The organism is Mesorhizobium sp. Root102, from assembly GCF_001425625.1.
In the GTDB taxonomy this organism is placed as follows: domain Bacteria; phylum Pseudomonadota; class Alphaproteobacteria; order Rhizobiales; family Rhizobiaceae; genus Mesorhizobium.
Map to the genome: position 1 here is coordinate 114834 of NZ_LMCP01000004.1, position 16705 is coordinate 131538.

Here is a 16705-nt window from a genome sequence, read left to right on the forward strand (position 1 = left end):
CTCCCTGACGGGACATTATCTTCGCTGCCTACCATCGTCGGTTTGCCGGGATTTCGGGGGAAGTCGCCCTGTCTGCCGATTCACACAAGAGCCGCGCCCTCGGGCTGGAGAAGCGGACCTAGGCATTACGGGCTTATGGGGATTGTCTTGCACGACTATCAGACGACATTGAAGACGCGCGCGTCGCTTACTGGCATCGGCGTCCACAGCGGCAAGGAAGTTTCCATCAGCTTTTTGCCAGCGGATGCCGACACCGGCATCGTTTTCCAGCTTTTCAACGGTGCGGAGCAGGGCCACGAGTTCCGCGCCCTGGTGTCGGAAGTTGGCGCTACCGACCTGTGCACCATGCTTGGCGATCCCGCTGGCGAGCACATCGCCACGGTAGAGCACATCATGGCGGCGCTGTTAGGGCTCGGCATCGACAATGTCGCCATCGAGATCGATGGCTCCGAGGTTCCGATCTTCGATGGCAGCGCCATGGCGTTCGTCGAAGCCATCGACCAGGCGGGCATCGAGACGCTCTCGGTCAAGCGCCGCTATATCAGGGTCATCAAGCCGGTCCGCATCGAGAACGGCGCCTCCTGGGCCGAGTTCAGGCCCTATGACGGCACCCGTTTCGAGATCGAGATCGACTTCGAGAGCCCGGCGATCGGCCGTCAGCTGTTCGCCTCCGACCTCAATGCCGATATCTTCCGCCGCGACATCGCGCGCGCCCGCACCTTCGGCTTCATGAAGGATGTCGAGCGTCTGTGGGCCGCCGGCTACGCGCTCGGCTCCTCGCTGGAGAACTCGCTGGTGATTGGTGACGACAACCGCGTCATCAACATGGGCGGCCTGCGCTATCCCAACGAATTCGTGCGCCACAAGACGCTGGACGCCATGGGTGACCTGGCGCTGGCCGGCGCCCGTTTCATTGGCTGCTTCCGCTCCTATCGCGGTGGCCACAGGATGAATGCCGCGGCTCTGCGCCGCCTGCTGTCGGACCGCACCGCGTTCGAAATCGTCGAGACGACGCGCCGCGAGCGTGGCCGCAGCGCCGAGATGAATGCCGTCAATGCGCCGCTCTATGCGCCCTGGATGATCTGATTTTCTTCATTTTTCTCGGGTTCCATGGCGGGCGGCCGGTGTTGCATGAATGCACCACCTGTCGGTGAAATTGCACTGATGTTCAAGCTGTGTCCGGCCGCCTTAAAAATGCGCGATTGGCCGGAGATAGCGTTGCCGGATAAGGCGGTTATGGTTTATGGCTGCTGCCGTCGATTAGGGCATGTCGTTCAAAAGTGGGGACCAGTTTTGAAACAATGGCATGCTACGGGCATTGAAATAACGCCGAAAGGGCGGAATCCAATCATGTTCTTCAAGCGAGTTGGTCAATTGAAAGCGCCGCAGAGGGCTGTTTTCCTGGCGCTTTCGGTGGTTGTTCCATCGCTCTTTCTATCGGCCTGCATGTCGTCGGAGAAAGATATCGACCTGTCGACCTATGTCGACCAGACCGAGCCGGCCGATGTTCTCTACAATCAGGGCCTGGCCAATCTCAATGCTGGCCGGCTGCAAGAGGCAAGCCGCAAGTTCGACGCTGTCGACCGCCAGCACCCCTATTCGGAGTGGGCCCGCAAATCGATGGTGATGGGCGCTTTCGCCGACTACCGCCAGGGCCACTACGACGAGGCGATCGGCTCGGCCAAGCGCTATCTCACGCTCTATCCGTCAACCGATGACGCCGCCTACGCACAGTACATCATCGGCTTGAGCTACTACCGTCAGATCAAGGACGTGACGCAGGACCAGAAGGAAGCGCGCCAAACCGTTCAGACGATGCAGGACCTGGTGACGCGCTGGCCGACATCGGAATATGTCGACGATGCCAAGGAAAAGATCCGCTTCGCCAACGATCAGCTGGCCGGCAAGGAGATGCAGATCGGCCGCTATTACCTCGAGCGCCGCGAGTACATCGCCGCCGTCAAGCGCTTCCGCACCGTGGTCGAGAGCTATTCCAACACGCGCCATGTCGAGGAGGCGCTCGCCCGCCTGACCGAAAGCTACTACGCGATGGGCCTGACCTCGGAGGCGCAGACCGCTGCCGCCGTGCTCGGCACCAACTACCCTGACAGTCCGTGGTACAAGGATTCCTACAAGCTCTTGCAGAGCAATGGGCTTGCACCGCGCGAAAATGCCGGGTCGTGGATATCCAAGGCCGGAAAGATGATCACCGGCGCCTGATCCCAAGCAGACTTCGCGGGCTTCGCCAACGCGCCGTCCGCTTGGTTTTCCTGGTTTGTCGCAGGTTCTTGTCGCAAAACCGCACGACACTTTTGCGGAACCTGCTTGGAGCAGTTCACCGTTTCGGGGAAACTGCGAACCGCTCCAACTCTTTGTTTTGGATCAATTCCGGAAGGAAAACCGTTTCACACTTTTCCTGGAATTGCTCTGGAGCATTCGGACCGAAGCGTGCGCAGCGCTTTTTCGGATTGATCCGACGCTCAAACAAAAAGATAGTGCGGCGCTGCGACTCCAAATGGTCGCGTGCCGTTCTAGATTCGGGTTCTGATGCTTTCCAGACTGTCGATCCGCGATATCGTCCTGATCGAGAAGCTGGATATCGACTTCCAGCCGGGTCTTTCGGTGCTGACCGGCGAAACCGGCGCCGGCAAATCCATCCTGCTCGATGCCTTGTCGCTGGCGCTCGGCGCGCGTGGCGACGCGTCGCTGGTGCGCCATGGCGCGGCGCAAGGCCAAGTCATCGCCGTCTTCGACGTGCCGCGCAACCATCCGGTGCGCGCGCTGCTTGCCGAAAACGCCATAGAGGATGACGGCGACATTATCCTGCGCCGCCTGCAGACGGCGGATGGCCGCACCCGCGTCTTCGTCAACGATCAGCCTTCAAGCGTCACCTTGATGCGCGATGTCGGCCGCGCGTTGGTCGAAATCCACGGTCAGCACGACGAACGCGCGCTGGTCGATCCCGGCGCGCACCGCGAGGTGCTCGACGCTTTCGGCGGCCATCTCGGCGCCGTTCGCTCGACGGGCGAGGCATGGCGGCACTGGCGCGCCTGCGAGCAGGAGCTGTCGCGCCACCGCGCCAAGGTGGCGGCGGCCGCGCGCGAGGCCGACTATCTGCGTGCGGCGGTGGCGGAGCTGACAAAGCTTGATCCGCAGCCGGGTGAGGAGACCGATCTTGCCGAACTGCGCGCATCGATGATGCGGGCCGAGAAGATCGCATCGGAAATCCATGATGCGCAGGATGTGCTGTCCGGCCCGTCCTCGCCCTTGCCGCAACTGGCCAGTCTGCTCAGACGGCTGCAGCGCAAGGTGACGGAGACGCCCGGCCTGCTCGACGACGTGGTCAAGTCGCTGGATGAGGCGATGCTGTCGCTCGACGCTGCGCAATCGGGCGTCGAGGCCGCACTGCGCGCCACCGAATATGATCCGCAGCGGCTGGAGAAGGCGGAGGAGCGGCTGTTTTCGCTGCGCGCGGCCTCGCGCAAGCACAGCGTCGCCGTCGACGACCTGGCGCAGCTGCGCGATACGATGTCGGCCGATCTCGCCGATCTCGATGCCGGCGAGGAGCGCCTGCACGGGTTGGAAAAGCAGGCCACTGCCGCGCGTGAGACCTATGACATTGCCGCCGCGCAGCTGTCCTCGCTTCGTCATGCGGCTGCGGTCGGCCTGACCAAGGCGGTCATGGCCGAATTGCCGGCGCTGAAGCTCGAACGCGCCGCCTTTATTGTGGAAATGAAAAGCGAGGCCGAAAGCCGCATGGAAGAGGGCATCGACCAGATCGAGTTCTGGGTGCGCACCAATCCCGGCACGCGGCCCGGCCCGATGATGAAGGTGGCTTCCGGCGGCGAGCTCTCGCGCTTCCTTTTGGCGCTGAAAGTGGCGCTGGCCGACCGTGGCTCGGCGCCGACGCTGGTGTTCGATGAAATCGACACCGGCGTGGGCGGCGCTGTCGCCGATGCCATCGGCCAACGGCTGGCGCGGCTGTCGAAGCGTGTGCAGGTGCTCTCGGTCACGCACGCGCCACAGGTGGCGGCGCGCGCGGCGACGCATTTCCTGATCTCCAAATCCGGCACCACCGACCGTGTCGCCACCGGCATTGCCGAAATGGACCGGCCGGCGCGGCAGGAAGAGATCGCGCGCATGCTGGCCGGCGCCACCATCACGGACGAGGCCCGTGCCGCCGCCGAGCGGCTGCTGCGCGAGAATACCACGGCGGCATAAGAAAAACGGGTGTCAGGGATCGAGTCAGGATATGGCTCCATCCCGCTGTTCAGGAATGCTTTTCCCAAAATCCTGATCTATTGTGGCGGGCCACCGTCCGGGGAAGGAAAGCATGGCTGAAAAACCTGTCGATTCGCTCAGTGAGAGCGAGGCCGAAGCCGAACTGAAGCGTCTGGCGGAAGAGATCGCCGAGCACGACCGGCGCTACCATACCGAAGATGCGCCTGTTATCACCGATGCTGAGTATGATGCCCTGGCACGGCGCAACCTTGCCATCGAGGAGCGCTTTCCAGCGCTGGTGCGCGAGGATTCGCCATCGCGCAGGGTAGGTGCTGCGCCGGCGGAAGGCTTTGCCAAGGTGCGTCATGCGGTGCCGATGCTCAGCCTCGCCAAGGCCTATACCGACGAGGACGTCACCGATTTCCTCGAACGCGGCCGGCGATTCTTCGATCGCGACAAGGATCTCGATATCGCCTTCACGGCCGAGCCGAAGATCGACGGCCTGTCGGCTTCGCTGCGCTACGAGAACGGCGTGTTCGTGCAGGGCGCAACGCGCGGCGACGGCACTGTCGGCGAAGACATCACCGCCAACCTGCGGACAATCGCCGACATCCCGGCGAAGCTGAAGGGCTCGGACTGGCCCGAAATCATTGAGATACGCGGCGAGGTCTACATGACCTACGCGGAATTCGAGGCGCTGAAGCAGCGCTCGGCCGCGGTCGGCGGCCAGGACTACGTCAATCCGCGCAACACGGCGGCCGGGTCGCTGCGCCAGAAGGATCCGTCCGTTACCGCCAGCCGCAACCTCAAATTCTTCGCCTATGCCTGGGGCTACACGACAGCGGATCCGGCTCCGACCCAATATGATTCGGTGCAGAAATTCGCCGAGTGGGGGTTCAAGATCAGTCCGCTGATGGTCAGGGCGAAATCGGTTGATGATCTGGTCGCCCAGTATCGCCTCATCGAGGAGCAGCGCTCGTCGCTGGGCTACGACATTGATGGCGTCGTCTACAAGGTCGACCAGCTGGAGCTGCAGCGCAGATGGGGGTTCGTCACCGGCGAGCCGCGCTGGGCCGTCGCGCACAAATTTCCGGCCGAACAGGCGATGACGACCGTGCAGAAGATCGACATCCAGGTCGGCCGCACCGGCACGCTGGCGCCGGTTGCGCGGCTGGCGCCGGTCACGGTTGGCGGCGTCGTGGTCGAGAATGTCACGCTGCACAATGAGGACTACATCAAGGGCCTGGACAACACGGGCCAGCCGATCCGCGACGGCATCGACGTGCGCATCGGCGATACGGTCGTGATCCAGCGGGCGGGCGATGTCATTCCGCAGATCGTCAGTGTCGTCATCGACAAGCGGCCGCCCGATGCCGTGCCCTACGAGTTCCCGCAAACCTGTCCGATCTGCGGCTCGCCGGCGACGCGCGAGATCAATGAGAAGACCGGCAAGGAAGATTCCCGCCGCCGCTGCACCGGCGAACTGATTTGTCCGGCGCAGGCGGTGGAAGGATTGCGCCACTTCGTGTCACGCGGTGCCCTGGACATCGAAGGCCTTGGTGCCGAAAACATAGATACCTTCTTCAATGCGGGATTGATCAAGACCGCCGCCGATATCTTCACGCTCAAGGATCGCCGTCCGGCCGTCACCAGGGCGCTGGCCGAGCGGCGTGAGGAGCAGGCCAGGCAGCGCGAGGCTGCATCGGGCAAGACGCGCAAGAACGTGCGCAGCGTCGAGGATCGCAACTATGAGGGCCTCGACAAGCTGTTCGCCGCCATCGACTCGCGCCGCGAGCCGGAGCTGGACCGCTTCATCTTCGCGCTCGGCATCCGCCATATTGGCGAAACGACGGCCGCCGTGCTTGCCCGGACCTTCTCGACCATCGAGGAGCTGATCCGCGTCGGCAAGGAGACAGCGGCGGCAGCCGATCCGCACAGCGTTTTCCCATCGGTCAACGGTATCGGTGATACAGTGATCGATGCGTTGCGCGACTTCTTCGGCAATGAGCGCAATGACGACGTGCTTGATGCGCTGCTCACGCAAGTCAAGCCGAAGCCGTATATCGTCAACGTCGCGGCCGACAGTGAGGTCGCCGGCAAGACGGTCGTGTTCACGGGCTCGCTCGAGAAGATGACACGCTCCGAAGCCAAGGCAATGGCGGAGCGCCTCGGCGCCAAGGTCGCGGGCTCGGTTTCGGCGAAGACGGATCTGGTGGTGGCCGGACCGGGTGCCGGCTCCAAGCTCAAGCTTGCCAGCGAGCTCGGCATCGAGGTGATCGACGAGGATGCCTGGCTGGCGCGGATCGGCAAGGCGTGATGGAAGGCGCATTCAAAGGGTTCGGGCCAAAGGCCATTCCGTTCCTGAAGGCGCTGGACTTCCACCAGAGCCGCGAATGGTTCCTGGAAAACCGCGACCTGTTCGAACAGGAATTGCGCGATCCCCTCAGTGATCTCGTCGACACGCTGACCGAGCGCTTCGCAAAGGCAGGCCTCGGCCTGCGCGGCGACCGCAAGAAGTCGCTGTTCCGCATCAATCGCGACGTGCGCTTCGCCAAGGACAAACGGCCCTACAACAGGCATTTGTCGGCCATCCTGTCGCCAGACGGCACCAAGATGGAGCAGGGCGTGTTCTATGTGCATATCGGGCTTGAGCGCTGCTTTGCCGGCGTCGCTTGGTGGCAACCCGAGGCAGCGCTGCTGCTGGCGCTGCGCAAAGCCATCGCGACGCGACCGGACACGTTTCGCGCCATGGTGGCGGCGTTGAAGAGGAACCGTCTTGAACTCGAGACGGAAGGCCGCATGAAACGTACGCCACGCGGCTTCGAGCATATCAGCGATGCTGACCTGGTCGCCGCCATCCGCCACCGACATTTTGTCGTCCAGCATGTCATCGATCCGGCGGGAATCCATACGGCTGATCTGGTCGACGAACTCGTCGATTTCACCTTGCGCGCCAAGCCGCTGCTCGACTGGGGCAGGGCGATCGAGGGCAAGACCCTCGCCGGCTAGCCCTTCGACGAGGCGCCTTGTCGATCATTTCCGCTGATCATTCGGCTCAAGCGAATTCGTGTGACAGCGCAGGCTGTGCCACCTACATACCGCCATTCCCTTGTTGTTGTGCATGTCGTTGTCCCCAAACCGCTACGCACTTTTGGGCGACATGCATCAGGAGTGGTCGATGGCGACGGACGTAATTTCCGAGAGCGGCGCGAAAAGCGATTTCTGGCAGGGTGTGCGGCTGTCGATGCCTGTCGTGGTGGCGTCGGCGCCGTTTGCGGTGCTGTTCGGCGCGCTCGCCGTCGACAATGGCTTCTCGGTCCTGGAGGCCTTCCTGATGAGCGCGCTGGTCTATGGCGGCGCCAGCCAGATGGTCGGCATCCAGCTGTTCGGCCAGCATGTGGCGCCGTGGCTGATCGTGCTGTCGATCTTTGCCGTCAATTTCCGTCACGTGCTCTATTCCGCCGGCATCGGCCGGCGCATCGCGCACTGGCCCATCATCCAGCAGGCGCTCGGCTATTTCATCCTCACCGATCCGCAGTTCGCGGTGGCCGAGGCGCGCGCGCAATCCGGCCAGACGGTCGGCTTTGCCTGGTATCTGGGACTTGGCCTGCCGGTCTATGTGTTCTGGATAATCGAAAGCGCGCTCGGCGCGGTGTTCGGCAAGCTGATCCCCGACACGCATGCGCTGGGCATCGATTTCCTGTTGCCGATCTATTTCCTCGGTCTTGTCCTGGGCTTCCGCAAGCGGCCGCTGTGGCTGCCGGTGGTCATTGCCAGTGGCGCCGCCTCGATCGTCGCCTACAAGACGGTGGGCTCGCCCTGGCATGTCTCGATCGGCGCGATTGCCGGCGTGCTGCTGGCGGTCCTTCTGCCACCCCACCACAGCGGCGTGGGAGAGCGGCCATGAGCACGACATTCTGGATCATCATCGCTGGCGCAACCGCCACCTATCTGACACGCATCGGCGGACATCTGGTCATTTCCCGCTTCGACACCATCCATCCGCGTGTGGAAGCCGGTCTCAACGCCGTGCCGGCGGCGGTGCTGACGACACTGGTGGCGCCGGAACTGTTGAATGCCGGGCCGGCGGAATGGGCGGCACTGGTGGTTACGGCAGTGGTTTCGCTGCGCGGCGGGCTGATGGCGATGTTCCTGGCCGGGGCTGCGGTGTTGATCGTGGCGCGGCAGTTCGTCGGGTAGTCCTGCGAGCGCGATCGTTTTCGAACGTCAGCGCTGCCCCTCATTGCCCTGGCGGGCATGCCCTCCGCTGTCGCTCCGGGCGTTCGTGTTCGAAAAGCCAAGCAGTTGGCTTTTCGTCCGCTGCGCGGAGCACGCCTCACCCCCGTAAACGGGGAGAAAGAAGCTCGCCTCAAATCTTGGCGTCGTGCGGCAGCGGCGCAGTGGCCTTTTCCAGCCAGGTCAGCGTTTCGCCGTCAAGCATCGGCCCGATCTCGGCCAGCACGCGGGCATGGTAGGCGTCGAGCCAATGCAGCTCCTCGCGCGTCAATAGGTCTGACCGCACCAGCCTGACGTCGATCGGCGCCAGCGTCAGCGTCTCGAATGCATGCATGGCAATGTCGCCGCCGTCGATCTGAACGGCCGGGGTCACCAGGATGAGGTTTTCGATCCGGATGCCGTAGGAGCCTTCCTTGTAATAGCCCGGCTCGTTGGACAGCATCATGCCTTCGAGCAGCTTTTCGGTGCCGGTTCGAGCGATGCGCTGCGGGCCTTCATGCACGGCCAGATACGAGCCGACGCCATGGCCGGTGCCGTGGGCGAAGTCGCAGCCGTGCTTCCACAGCGCCATGCGCGCGACGGCATCGATTTCCGAGCCGCGCGTGCCGGCGGGAAAGCGCAAGGTAGAGATGCCGATCATGCCTTTCAGCACCAGCGTGAAGCGTTCGCGCATTTCCTCGGTCGGCTGGCCGATCGGCACGGTGCGGGTGATGTCGGTGGTGCCGTCCTGATATTGTGCGCCGGAATCGAGCAGGAACAGTTCGCCGGCCCGCAGCTTGCGGCTGGTGGCGCGCGACACGCGGTAATGCATGATGGCGCCGTTCGGGCCGGCACCGGAAATGGTGTCGAAGGAGACGTCGCGTAGCGGCATCTGGGTTTCCTCGCCCGTCTGCCGCCGCGACTCCTCCAGCCTGGTGACGACTGATATCTCGTCGAGCGAACCGGGTTTTTGCCGCTCCAGCCAGCACAGCAATTTCGCCACAGCCGCGCCATCGCGGCGATGCGCGGCGCGCGAGCCGTTGATCTCGGCCTGGTTCTTGGTGGCGCGCGGGATGCGGGCAGGGTCAACTGCCGTAATCACGGTGCCGCCATTGGCTTCGACCAGCATGCGCAGCCTGTCGGCCGCCAGCACCGGGTCGAGCGCGATTTTCGCGCCACTCTTGGCAAGCGCCACGATTGCCGCTTCGAATTTGCCGGGCTCATGCGGCTCGGCGAGCTGGGTGAGGTAGGCCACGACCTGGCGCGAGAATTTGCGCTTATCCATGAAAAGCTGGTGCGACCCATCGGCCGCGAGGATGGCGAAGCCGAGCGCCAGCGGCGTGTGCGGCACGTCACCGCCACGGATGTTGAAGGCCCAGGCAATGGAGGAGGGGTCGGTCAGCGCGGCATGGGTGGCACCGTCCTTGGCGATCGCAATTGCCAGCCGCGCCAGCTTGTCCTTGGCGAGCTCGCCGGCAAAACCGATCGGATGAAGTTCGACTGGCGCCACCGGCGCCTCGGGCTGATCCTTCCAGATGATGTCGATCGGGTTCTTGTCGAGCGGCACCAGCACGGCGCCTGATTTGTCGGCCGAGGCCTGCAACGCCTTGACCTCGCTGATCGTGTGCAGCCATGGATCGAAGCTGAGCCGTGCGCCCTTGCCAAGATTGTCTTTGAGCCAGACGGCCGGCGGATTGTCGACCAGGCTTTCGATCGAAAAGACGTCGAGATCGACCTCGCTGCGCACCTGCAGCGTGTAGCGCCCATCGACAAAGACGAAGGCGCGGTCGCGCAGTACGATGGCCACACCGGCCGAGCCGCTGAAGCCGGTCAGCCATTTCAGCCGCGCCGAACGGTCGGCGACATATTCGCCCTGGTGCTCGTCGGCGCGCGGCACGATGAAACCATCAAGCCCGTTGGCTTCAAGCCATTGGCGCAGCAGCGCCACGCGTGGCTTGCCGACGGCCGGGTCGCCCGCGGAATCGAAGGTCTGGAACATGGTGGGCCTCCTGCAGTCAGCGCAACCGTAGCGTACGGTCGCGAAAATCGGAATCGATTTCCGGCTGGGCGCAACCTGCTACAGCATCGCTTGACTGACAACCGGCGGAACTTGGTCCAAGCCGGGTCGTTGCCGGCCTGTCTGCCTCAGTGCTTGAGATGGATCGTCACCCAGCCCTCGCGGTGCAAGGTTCTGATATGGCGGAAGTTCTGACCGACATAGGCCGCGACGACGGCGTCGCGCTGTCGTTCGAGGATGCCTGACAGCACGATGGAGCCGCCAAGCGCGATATGACCGGCCATTTGTGGCGCCAGCCGCATCAGCGGCCGTGCCAATATGTTGGCGACGATGAGATCGAAAGGCGCGCGCTTGCCAAAGATCGGATGGTGGAAGCCCGGCGCGGTCACTGTCTCCACCAGCGTCTTGACGTGGTTGAGCCGCACGTTGGCGGCAGCCACCTTTACCGCCACCGGATCGATGTCGGTCGCCAGCACCGGAATATGCGCCAGCTTGGCGACGGCAATCGCCAGCACCGCACTGCCGGTGCCAAGGTCGAGCGCATTGCGCGGATGCTCGCGCCGCACCACTCTTTCCAGCATCTCCAGGCAGCCGGCGGTGGTCCCGTGGTGGCCGGTGCCGAAGGCGAGGCCGGCCTCGATTTCGATGGCGAGCTCGCCGCTGTGGCGCTTGCGGCGGTCATGCGCGCCGTGGACGAAGAAACGGCCGGCGCGCACCGGCTTCAGCTCTTCCAGCGAATGCGCCACCCAGTCGATGTCGGGCAGGGCCTCGCGCTCGATCGGCTTCGACAGGGAGAGCCCGGCAAGGATGTCCTTCAAGCGGCTTTCGACCATTTCGATGTCGCCATCGGCATAGAGCGACACTTCGTGGATGTCTTTGTCCTCGTCGACCTCCAGGACGGCGATCGGCAGGCCTTCTTCTTCGAAGGCCGCCTCGAGCGCCGCGAAAATGCTGATGGACTCGATCTTTCCGGTGATGAAATGCAGCCGCGTCTGGGTCATGGGTTCCTGTGTCAGCCTTTCGCCGCCAGACGCTTCAGTTTGGCGACGGCCGTTTCCGAACTTTCGCCATAGGCGATTGTGCCGGCGAAGTCGCCCTTGGCGTTGAGCAGCAGCACCGAGGCGGTGTGGTCCATCGTGTAGTCGCCGTCGCCGGTGTCGACCTTCTTCCAGTAGATCCCGAACGACTTGGCCATCGCATGGACCTTGTCCGGATCGCCTGTGATGCCGGTGATGCGGTCGGAGAAATTGCTGACATAGGCGTTCATGACGTCGGGCGTGTCGCGCTCCGGATCGACCGAGACGAAATAGGCGTGCAGATTCTTGCCGTCGTCGCCGAGCGTCTTCAGCCAACCGGCGAGTTCGAACAGCGTGGTCGGGCAGACCTCGGGGCAATGGGTGAAGCCGAAGAAGACGACGCTGGGCTGGCTCCTGAAGGCGGCCTCGGTGATCGGCGCGCCTTTCTGATCGACCAGGGTAAAGGCGGCGCCGAAGGGCTCGCCGCCATAGTGGCCGCGGTACCAGTCGAAGGTCAGCCAGCCGATGCCGGCCGCCATCAGGACGAGAATTCCGACCAGGATAGAACGCATCATCAGAAAAGTCCGTCTGCAGAAATCGTCGCGCCGGCTCAGTGCCGCGCCCGTGCGACAGTCTTAGCGGTTCGGCCCCGTGCAGGCAAAGTGCCGCGTTGCCGCAACCGCGGTGGTGTTGACGTATCTGCTTGCAAAGCCGGGCTGGTCGCCCCACCTGTGACCGGCAACTCGAACCGCAGGAGGCTCCTTTGCGAGGATTGATTGGGCGAAAACTTATCGGCGGCGCGCTGGCCGTGTGCGTTGTCCTTGGCGCTGGCGCTGCTGGCGCCGAGGAAGTCGGCAAGGTCGGCGTCGATTGGCTCGGCAACGACATCATCGTCGAGGCGATCAAGGATCCGAAGGTGGGGGGCGTGACCTGCCACGTCTCCTATTTCGACCGCGGCATCATCGATCGCCTGCACAAGGGAAACTGGTTCGAGGATCCGTCCGATTCCTCGATCTCCTGCCGCCAGACCGGCCCGATCACCATCGGCGACATCGACATGAGCGAGGCCGGCGAGGAAGTGTTCAAGCAAGGCATCAGCCTGATCTGGAAGAAGCAGGTGGTGAACCGCATCTACGACAAGGCGAACGAGACTCTGATCTATCTCTCGCATTCGCGCCAGGTGCAGAACGGCTCGGCCAAAATGTCGCTTAGCACCGTGCCGCTCTACGGTCAGAACGTGGTGTGGACCAAGGGCAAGCCGCAATAGGCGGGTCGAACTTCCTCGCGCAATTGGTCTGATGGGCAATTGCTCTCGACTTGCGGGAACAATTGCCCTGACGTAAAGCCGCCGGCATGGACCGTTCCGAAAATCTCGTCCCGAAAGACCCCGAGCCGCGCATCCATCCGACCGCGGAGCTCAAAGCGTGCAAGCTCGGCCGCTATGCCTCGATCGGTGAGCGGGTGGTGCTGCGCGAGGTCACGGTCGGCGACTTCTCCTATTTCGAACGCCACTCGGAAGCGATCTACACGACGATCGGCAAATTCTGCTCGATCGCCGCCAACAGCCGGATCAATGCGCTGGAGCATCCCATCGAGCGGCTCACACAGCACAAGCTCAGCTACCGGCCGAACGAGTATTTCCGCTGGCTGGGCGTCGACGCCGCCTTCCGCGAGCGGCGGCAGGCGAGAGCCGTGACCATCGGCCATGATGTCTGGATCGGCCACGGCGCGGTGATCATGCCCGGGATTACCATCGGCAATGGCGCCGTGGTCGGCGCCAACGCAGTGGTGACGCAGGACGTGCCGCCCTATGCAATCGTTGCCGGTGTTCCGGCGAAGGCGCTCCGGCCGCGCTTCGCTCCGGATATTGCGGCGCGGATCGAAGCTCTCGCCTGGTGGGATTGGCCGGTCGCAAAGCTCGCCAGAGCGGTTCCCGACATGCAGGCAATGCCGATCGAAGCCTTCCTCGACCACTGGCAAAGCGACGCAGCCTGAGCTCCCACAAACGCGACTGTAGCCGGGCGGCGCTTTCGGGAAGCCATGCTCCGGACTGAAACCCCTTCCGCCATGCGGGGGTGGCGCAGCGGAAGGGGCTGGAGGTAAACCGCTGTGAAGCGGAAGGAACAGGCTCTCTTGCCTGCAGGGTTACTGTGACATTCAACCCATAAGGTGTGTTTTCTGCCTTGTTCTCTTGATGCGTGTATTCAATTGTGGCTGACGTATTTGTTCGCGCTGGGAACCTGAACGGTCGCCGGTTGTTTCTCATCGCGTCGCAGCGTTGAGGGATTTCGAAAGATGGAAAAGCTTTTCACCAAGATCGCCAACAGGGTCGCCCATATAACCGGCCTGGCGCCGACATTCGCCGCCTGCTGCCTGATCGTCGTGATCTGGGCGGTGAGCGGTCCGTTGTTCGGCTTTTCGGACACCTGGCAACTCGTCATCAACACGGGCACGACCATCATCACCTTCCTGATGGTGTTCCTGATCCAGAACACCCAGAATCGCGACGGTGCGGCGATCCAGGCCAAGCTCGACGAACTGATCCGGGTCAGCGAGGGCCACAACCACTTCATCGGCATCGAGCACCTGACCGAATCCGAAGTCGAGGAAATCCGCGACAAATGCGAACGTGCGGCCAAGCGGCACGACGACCATATCGCCGCCATGGCGGCGAAGAAGGCCGCGGCCCCGAAGCGCGGGCCAAAGAAGAACGCGGCCTGACGATCAGCCCTTCATGAACGCGGCGAACGCATCCTTGTGGTCCGGATGCCAGCGCGACAAAGCAGGGCGGTTCTCGATGATGTCGCCGATCGCCCAAGCCATGCGCTTTTCATCCAGCGGCCGCGCCGTCTCATTGTCCGGGCACAGGATGTAGAAATCGCGCCTGGTCAGGGCTTCCAGCATGAAATCAACGACCTGTTCGCCGGTCCAGGCGCCGGCCGGTTTTTCCGTCGCGCCTTCGGTAAGGCCGGTGAAGGTGAAGCCGGGGATCAGCAGATGGGCCGAGACATGGGCATCGGGTTCGCTGCGCAGCGCATGCGCCAGACCTTCGGTGAAGGTCTTCACCCCGGCCTTGGAGACATTGTAGGCAAGGTTGCCTGGCGGCGTGGTGATGCCTTGCTTGGAGCCGGTGTTGATGATCAGGCCCGGCCTGGCCGAGGCCAGCATACGCGGCGTGAAGGCCTCGACGCCATGAACGACACCCCAGAAATTGATGTCCAGCAGCCGTTTCCAGGCATCGCGGTTTTCCCAGGGCTTTCCGGGGTTGTCGCCGACGCCGGCGTTGTTCATCAGCAACGACACACCGCCGAAGGCGCCGAACGCCCGTTCTGCGAGACGGTCCACCTCATCCGCCTTCGAAACGTCGGCGGCGACGGCAAGCACGGCATCGTCGCCGGCAATCGCAGAGACGGCGCGCGCGGCATCGTCAAGGCGCGCACCGCCAATGTCGGCCAGCACGATCTTCATGCCCATCATCGCAAACCGCTTGGCGGCCGCAAGACCGATGCCGCTGGCGGCGCCGGTGATGACGGCGGCGTTGCCTCGGTCAAGCGCGGGCAGGGAGGTCTGGATTTCGGTGTCGGTGATCATGCGCGATGGCTTCCTTCTCTTGATGGCGCCGAACTTAGCGCTGGAACAGGCTTGCGCAAGCCTCTGCTCGCCTTGTCGGGTTGACCAGTCCGGTCGAGGCTGCGCATGTTGCCACGGCAAAAAGACTTTTTGCCGTGGCAAAACAGACTTTTGCCGGGACAAATGGAGATTTCCTGATTGACGGACTGGGTCGCAATCCTAAAAGAACAGACCGCCACCGGCGACCAGATGGGCCGTGAGGTGCCGCAGATGCTGGCCAATCCCGACATCAGCGAAGCGCAGGTGAAAACACTCTTTTCCGCCTTGGAGAAACAAGCCGAGTTCGTTGAGAAACTGCGCATGGCGTTGGAAAAATTCGGCCATGATTTCTCGATCATCAAGGCCGCTGAACGGCTGGAGGAACGCTATGCCGACCTTGCCGCATCGGTGGCGGAAAAGCTGAAAGCGATGCGCAAGTAGGGTAGTGTCTCAGCCTCGGCGCGCCGCTCTGGTGTCATGTTGGCGGCGCGCTTCTTGCCTTTAGGTCGGTCGGCATGAGTTACATTTCCGACCCGGCTGGGGCGATTGTGCCAGGAACAATATCAGTGTTCTGAGCCACCTTTATACGCCATCCCGAGGGCCCTTCTTGGGCAATCAGAAGCAATATGCCTTTCCTAAGCCCTGCCGGGGACCCGTCCGGGGCAGATACTCCCGTTAGGGTCCAAGTGTAATGAACGGAAGCAAGGCCCGGAGCCAATTTCACAACCGACGAGACATCGCCTTCCAATCGGCTATCCCGAAACATGGTGTCATGAGTAGCTCGGTGCGCCGCTTCGATTTCGGATCGGTCCTTCCACCAAACACCTACGACGTTGACGAAATTAGCATCAGCGACGAACAGAGATGCAAACTCATCCATATCATGCCGGTTCCAAGCGTTCGCAAAAGCGGTAGCGAGATGCTCAGGCTTGCTGGTCGTCACGCCCATGACCCTACGTCTCCTACATACTTTCCGCTAAGCGTATAGGAGTCCGAATGCGTCAACGGCAAGGTCAAATTTCAAACTGAGACACTACCGCAAATAGCGGCTACTTTTCGATCACCCGAGCGAAACGCGTATCCGGCACGAGCCATACGGTTGCGACCAGCACATAGATCGCGACGCCAATCCATTGGCTGACGAAGGTGAGCGGTATGGCTGCGAGGTAGAAGGCGAGCGAGATCTTTCCCTTGCGGTCATTGCCGAGGGCCTTGGCAAAGGCGGTGTCATTGCCGTGCAGGCGATGCAGCGCGGCGGCCAGTATGGTGTAGGCGATGGCGCATAGCGCGAGGTCGGCGCCATAGACGGCGACCGGCACCGGCGCAAAATGGTTCTCGCCCATGAAGGCCGTCGTCACCGGCATCAGCGACAGCCAGAACAGCAGATTGAGGTTCGCCCACAGCACGCGTCCGTCGACCCGTTGCACGGTGTGGAACATGTTGTGCAGGTTGTTCCAGTAGATGCCGACATTGATGAAGGACAGCACGTAACAGAAGAAGATCGGCCACAACGGCACCAAGGCGGAGAAATCCTCGCCATGCGGCACTTTCAGCTCAAGCACCATGATGGTGATGATGATGGCCACGACGCCGTCGGTAAATGCCTCGACCCTGCCTTTGCCCATGG

17 protein-coding genes are annotated in these 16705 nt (G+C 62.8%); 11 read left to right on the forward strand and 6 right to left on the reverse strand.

Features of this window, described 5'->3' with window-relative positions:
* The first annotated feature begins 135 nt into the window (after nucleotides 1-135).
* The 7 genes from lpxC (at nucleotide 136) to ASD12_RS06125 (ending at nucleotide 8421) form a co-directional block, all read left to right on the forward strand.
* Nucleotides 136-1086: a UDP-3-O-acyl-N-acetylglucosamine deacetylase gene (gene lpxC / locus ASD12_RS06095; protein ID WP_056582923.1), complete on the forward strand. Its 951-nt coding sequence runs from the start codon at nucleotides 136-138 to the stop codon at nucleotides 1084-1086.
* A gap of 264 nt (nucleotides 1087-1350) precedes the next feature.
* Nucleotides 1351-2220 (forward strand): outer membrane protein assembly factor BamD, encoded by an 870-nt coding sequence (locus ASD12_RS06100; RefSeq protein ID WP_056582925.1) that lies wholly within the window; start codon nucleotides 1351-1353, stop codon nucleotides 2218-2220.
* Nucleotides 2221-2547: 327 nt separating this feature from the next.
* On the forward strand, nucleotides 2548-4221 hold the full coding sequence (recN, locus tag ASD12_RS06105) for a DNA repair protein RecN (RefSeq protein ID WP_056582927.1): 1674 nt from the start codon (nucleotides 2548-2550) through the stop codon (nucleotides 4219-4221).
* A 112-nt stretch (nucleotides 4222-4333) separates the two neighbouring features.
* Nucleotides 4334-6538, forward strand: a complete 2205-nt coding sequence (ligA, locus tag ASD12_RS06110) for an NAD-dependent DNA ligase LigA (RefSeq protein ID WP_056582928.1) — start codon at nucleotides 4334-4336, stop codon at nucleotides 6536-6538.
* Entirely contained in the window at nucleotides 6538-7230 is a 693-nt protein-coding gene (locus ASD12_RS06115; protein WP_056582931.1) for a TIGR02453 family protein, read from the forward strand. Before ligA ends, ASD12_RS06115 begins: the two co-directional genes overlap by 1 nt.
* A 169-nt stretch (nucleotides 7231-7399) precedes the next feature.
* Nucleotides 7400-8128, forward strand: a complete 729-nt coding sequence (locus ASD12_RS06120; protein WP_056583095.1) for an AzlC family ABC transporter permease — start codon at nucleotides 7400-7402, stop codon at nucleotides 8126-8128.
* A complete protein-coding gene (locus ASD12_RS06125) occupies nucleotides 8125-8421 on the forward strand; it encodes an AzlD family protein (protein WP_056582932.1) in 297 nt (98 codons plus the stop codon). The genes ASD12_RS06120 and ASD12_RS06125 overlap by 4 nt, the downstream gene beginning before the upstream one ends.
* A 169-nt stretch (nucleotides 8422-8590) precedes the next feature.
* Here the strand turns inward: ASD12_RS06125 and ASD12_RS06130 are convergent, their stop codons facing one another.
* From ASD12_RS06130 to ASD12_RS06140, 3 genes are all read right to left on the reverse strand, one after another.
* The gene (locus ASD12_RS06130; protein WP_056582934.1) at nucleotides 8591-10435 is read right to left on the reverse strand and encodes an aminopeptidase P family protein; all 1845 of its coding nucleotides are present in this window, start codon (nucleotides 10433-10435) and stop codon (nucleotides 8591-8593) included.
* Nucleotides 10436-10581: 146 nt separating this feature from the next.
* Nucleotides 10582-11454: a 50S ribosomal protein L11 methyltransferase gene (locus ASD12_RS06135; protein ID WP_056582936.1), complete on the reverse strand. Its 873-nt coding sequence runs from the start codon at nucleotides 11452-11454 to the stop codon at nucleotides 10582-10584.
* Nucleotides 11455-11465: 11 nt separating this feature from the next.
* Nucleotides 11466-12044: an SCO family protein gene (locus tag ASD12_RS06140; protein WP_056582938.1), complete on the reverse strand. Its 579-nt coding sequence runs from the start codon at nucleotides 12042-12044 to the stop codon at nucleotides 11466-11468.
* A 188-nt stretch (nucleotides 12045-12232) separates the two neighbouring features.
* On the opposite strand from ASD12_RS06140, the gene ASD12_RS06145 reads away from it, so the two are divergent.
* The 3 genes from ASD12_RS06145 to ASD12_RS06155 all read left to right on the forward strand — a co-directional run bounded on the left by ASD12_RS06145 (nucleotide 12233) and on the right by ASD12_RS06155 (nucleotide 14190).
* Nucleotides 12233-12736, forward strand: coding sequence for a CreA family protein (locus tag ASD12_RS06145; RefSeq protein ID WP_056582940.1), 504 nt, complete (start codon nucleotides 12233-12235; stop codon nucleotides 12734-12736).
* A gap of 86 nt (nucleotides 12737-12822) precedes the next feature.
* Complete coding sequence (locus ASD12_RS06150) at nucleotides 12823-13464, forward strand: DapH/DapD/GlmU-related protein (RefSeq protein WP_056582942.1); 642 nt, start codon at nucleotides 12823-12825, stop codon at nucleotides 13462-13464.
* Between the two features lie 300 nt (nucleotides 13465-13764).
* Complete coding sequence (locus ASD12_RS06155; protein WP_056582944.1) at nucleotides 13765-14190, forward strand: low affinity iron permease family protein; 426 nt, start codon at nucleotides 13765-13767, stop codon at nucleotides 14188-14190.
* A 3-nt stretch (nucleotides 14191-14193) separates the two neighbouring features.
* Here the strand turns inward: ASD12_RS06155 and ASD12_RS06160 are convergent, their stop codons facing one another.
* Nucleotides 14194-15060, reverse strand: coding sequence for an SDR family NAD(P)-dependent oxidoreductase (locus tag ASD12_RS06160; RefSeq protein ID WP_056582946.1), 867 nt, complete (start codon nucleotides 15058-15060; stop codon nucleotides 14194-14196).
* A 177-nt stretch (nucleotides 15061-15237) separates the two neighbouring features.
* Between ASD12_RS06160 and ASD12_RS06165 the strand changes: the two genes are divergently transcribed.
* Nucleotides 15238-15519, forward strand: coding sequence for a hypothetical protein (locus tag ASD12_RS06165; RefSeq protein WP_023668298.1), 282 nt, complete (start codon nucleotides 15238-15240; stop codon nucleotides 15517-15519).
* A gap of 79 nt (nucleotides 15520-15598) precedes the next feature.
* Here the strand turns inward: ASD12_RS06165 and ASD12_RS06170 are convergent, their stop codons facing one another.
* Entirely contained in the window at nucleotides 15599-16027 is a 429-nt protein-coding gene (locus ASD12_RS06170; protein ID WP_056582948.1) for an SgcJ/EcaC family oxidoreductase, read from the reverse strand.
* Between the two features lie 100 nt (nucleotides 16028-16127).
* Entirely contained in the window at nucleotides 16128-16703 is a 576-nt protein-coding gene (locus ASD12_RS06175; RefSeq protein ID WP_056582950.1) for a TMEM175 family protein, read from the reverse strand.
* Between the last annotated feature and the right edge of the window lie 2 nt (nucleotides 16704-16705).

Excerpts from the sequence above, each read along its gene's own strand:
- ASD12_RS06100 (WP_056582925.1), top strand. The coding sequence starts at position 1,351 with ATGTTCTTCAAGCGAGTTGGTCAATTGAAAGCGCCGCAGAGGGCTGTT.
- ASD12_RS06115 (WP_056582931.1), top strand. The coding sequence starts at position 6,538 with ATGGAAGGCGCATTCAAAGGGTTCGGGCCAAAGGCCATTCCGTTCCTG.
- ASD12_RS06170 (WP_056582948.1), bottom strand. The coding sequence starts at position 16,027 with ATGGGCGTGACGACCAGCAAGCCTGAGCATCTCGCTACCGCTTTTGCG.
- ASD12_RS06150 (WP_056582942.1), top strand. The coding sequence starts at position 12,823 with ATGGACCGTTCCGAAAATCTCGTCCCGAAAGACCCCGAGCCGCGCATC.
- ASD12_RS06155 (WP_056582944.1), top strand. The coding sequence starts at position 13,765 with ATGGAAAAGCTTTTCACCAAGATCGCCAACAGGGTCGCCCATATAACC.
- ASD12_RS06135 (WP_056582936.1), bottom strand. The coding sequence starts at position 11,454 with ATGACCCAGACGCGGCTGCATTTCATCACCGGAAAGATCGAGTCCATC.
- ASD12_RS06120 (WP_056583095.1), top strand. The coding sequence starts at position 7,400 with ATGGCGACGGACGTAATTTCCGAGAGCGGCGCGAAAAGCGATTTCTGG.
- ASD12_RS06125 (WP_056582932.1), top strand. The coding sequence starts at position 8,125 with ATGAGCACGACATTCTGGATCATCATCGCTGGCGCAACCGCCACCTAT.
- recN (WP_056582927.1), top strand. The coding sequence starts at position 2,548 with ATGCTTTCCAGACTGTCGATCCGCGATATCGTCCTGATCGAGAAGCTG.
- ASD12_RS06130 (WP_056582934.1), bottom strand. The coding sequence starts at position 10,435 with ATGTTCCAGACCTTCGATTCCGCGGGCGACCCGGCCGTCGGCAAGCCA.
- ASD12_RS06160 (WP_056582946.1), bottom strand. The coding sequence starts at position 15,060 with ATGATCACCGACACCGAAATCCAGACCTCCCTGCCCGCGCTTGACCGA.
- ASD12_RS06140 (WP_056582938.1), bottom strand. The coding sequence starts at position 12,044 with ATGATGCGTTCTATCCTGGTCGGAATTCTCGTCCTGATGGCGGCCGGC.
- ASD12_RS06175 (WP_056582950.1), bottom strand. The coding sequence starts at position 16,703 with ATGGGCAAAGGCAGGGTCGAGGCATTTACCGACGGCGTCGTGGCCATC.
- lpxC (WP_056582923.1), top strand. The coding sequence starts at position 136 with ATGGGGATTGTCTTGCACGACTATCAGACGACATTGAAGACGCGCGCG.
- ligA (WP_056582928.1), top strand. The coding sequence starts at position 4,334 with ATGGCTGAAAAACCTGTCGATTCGCTCAGTGAGAGCGAGGCCGAAGCC.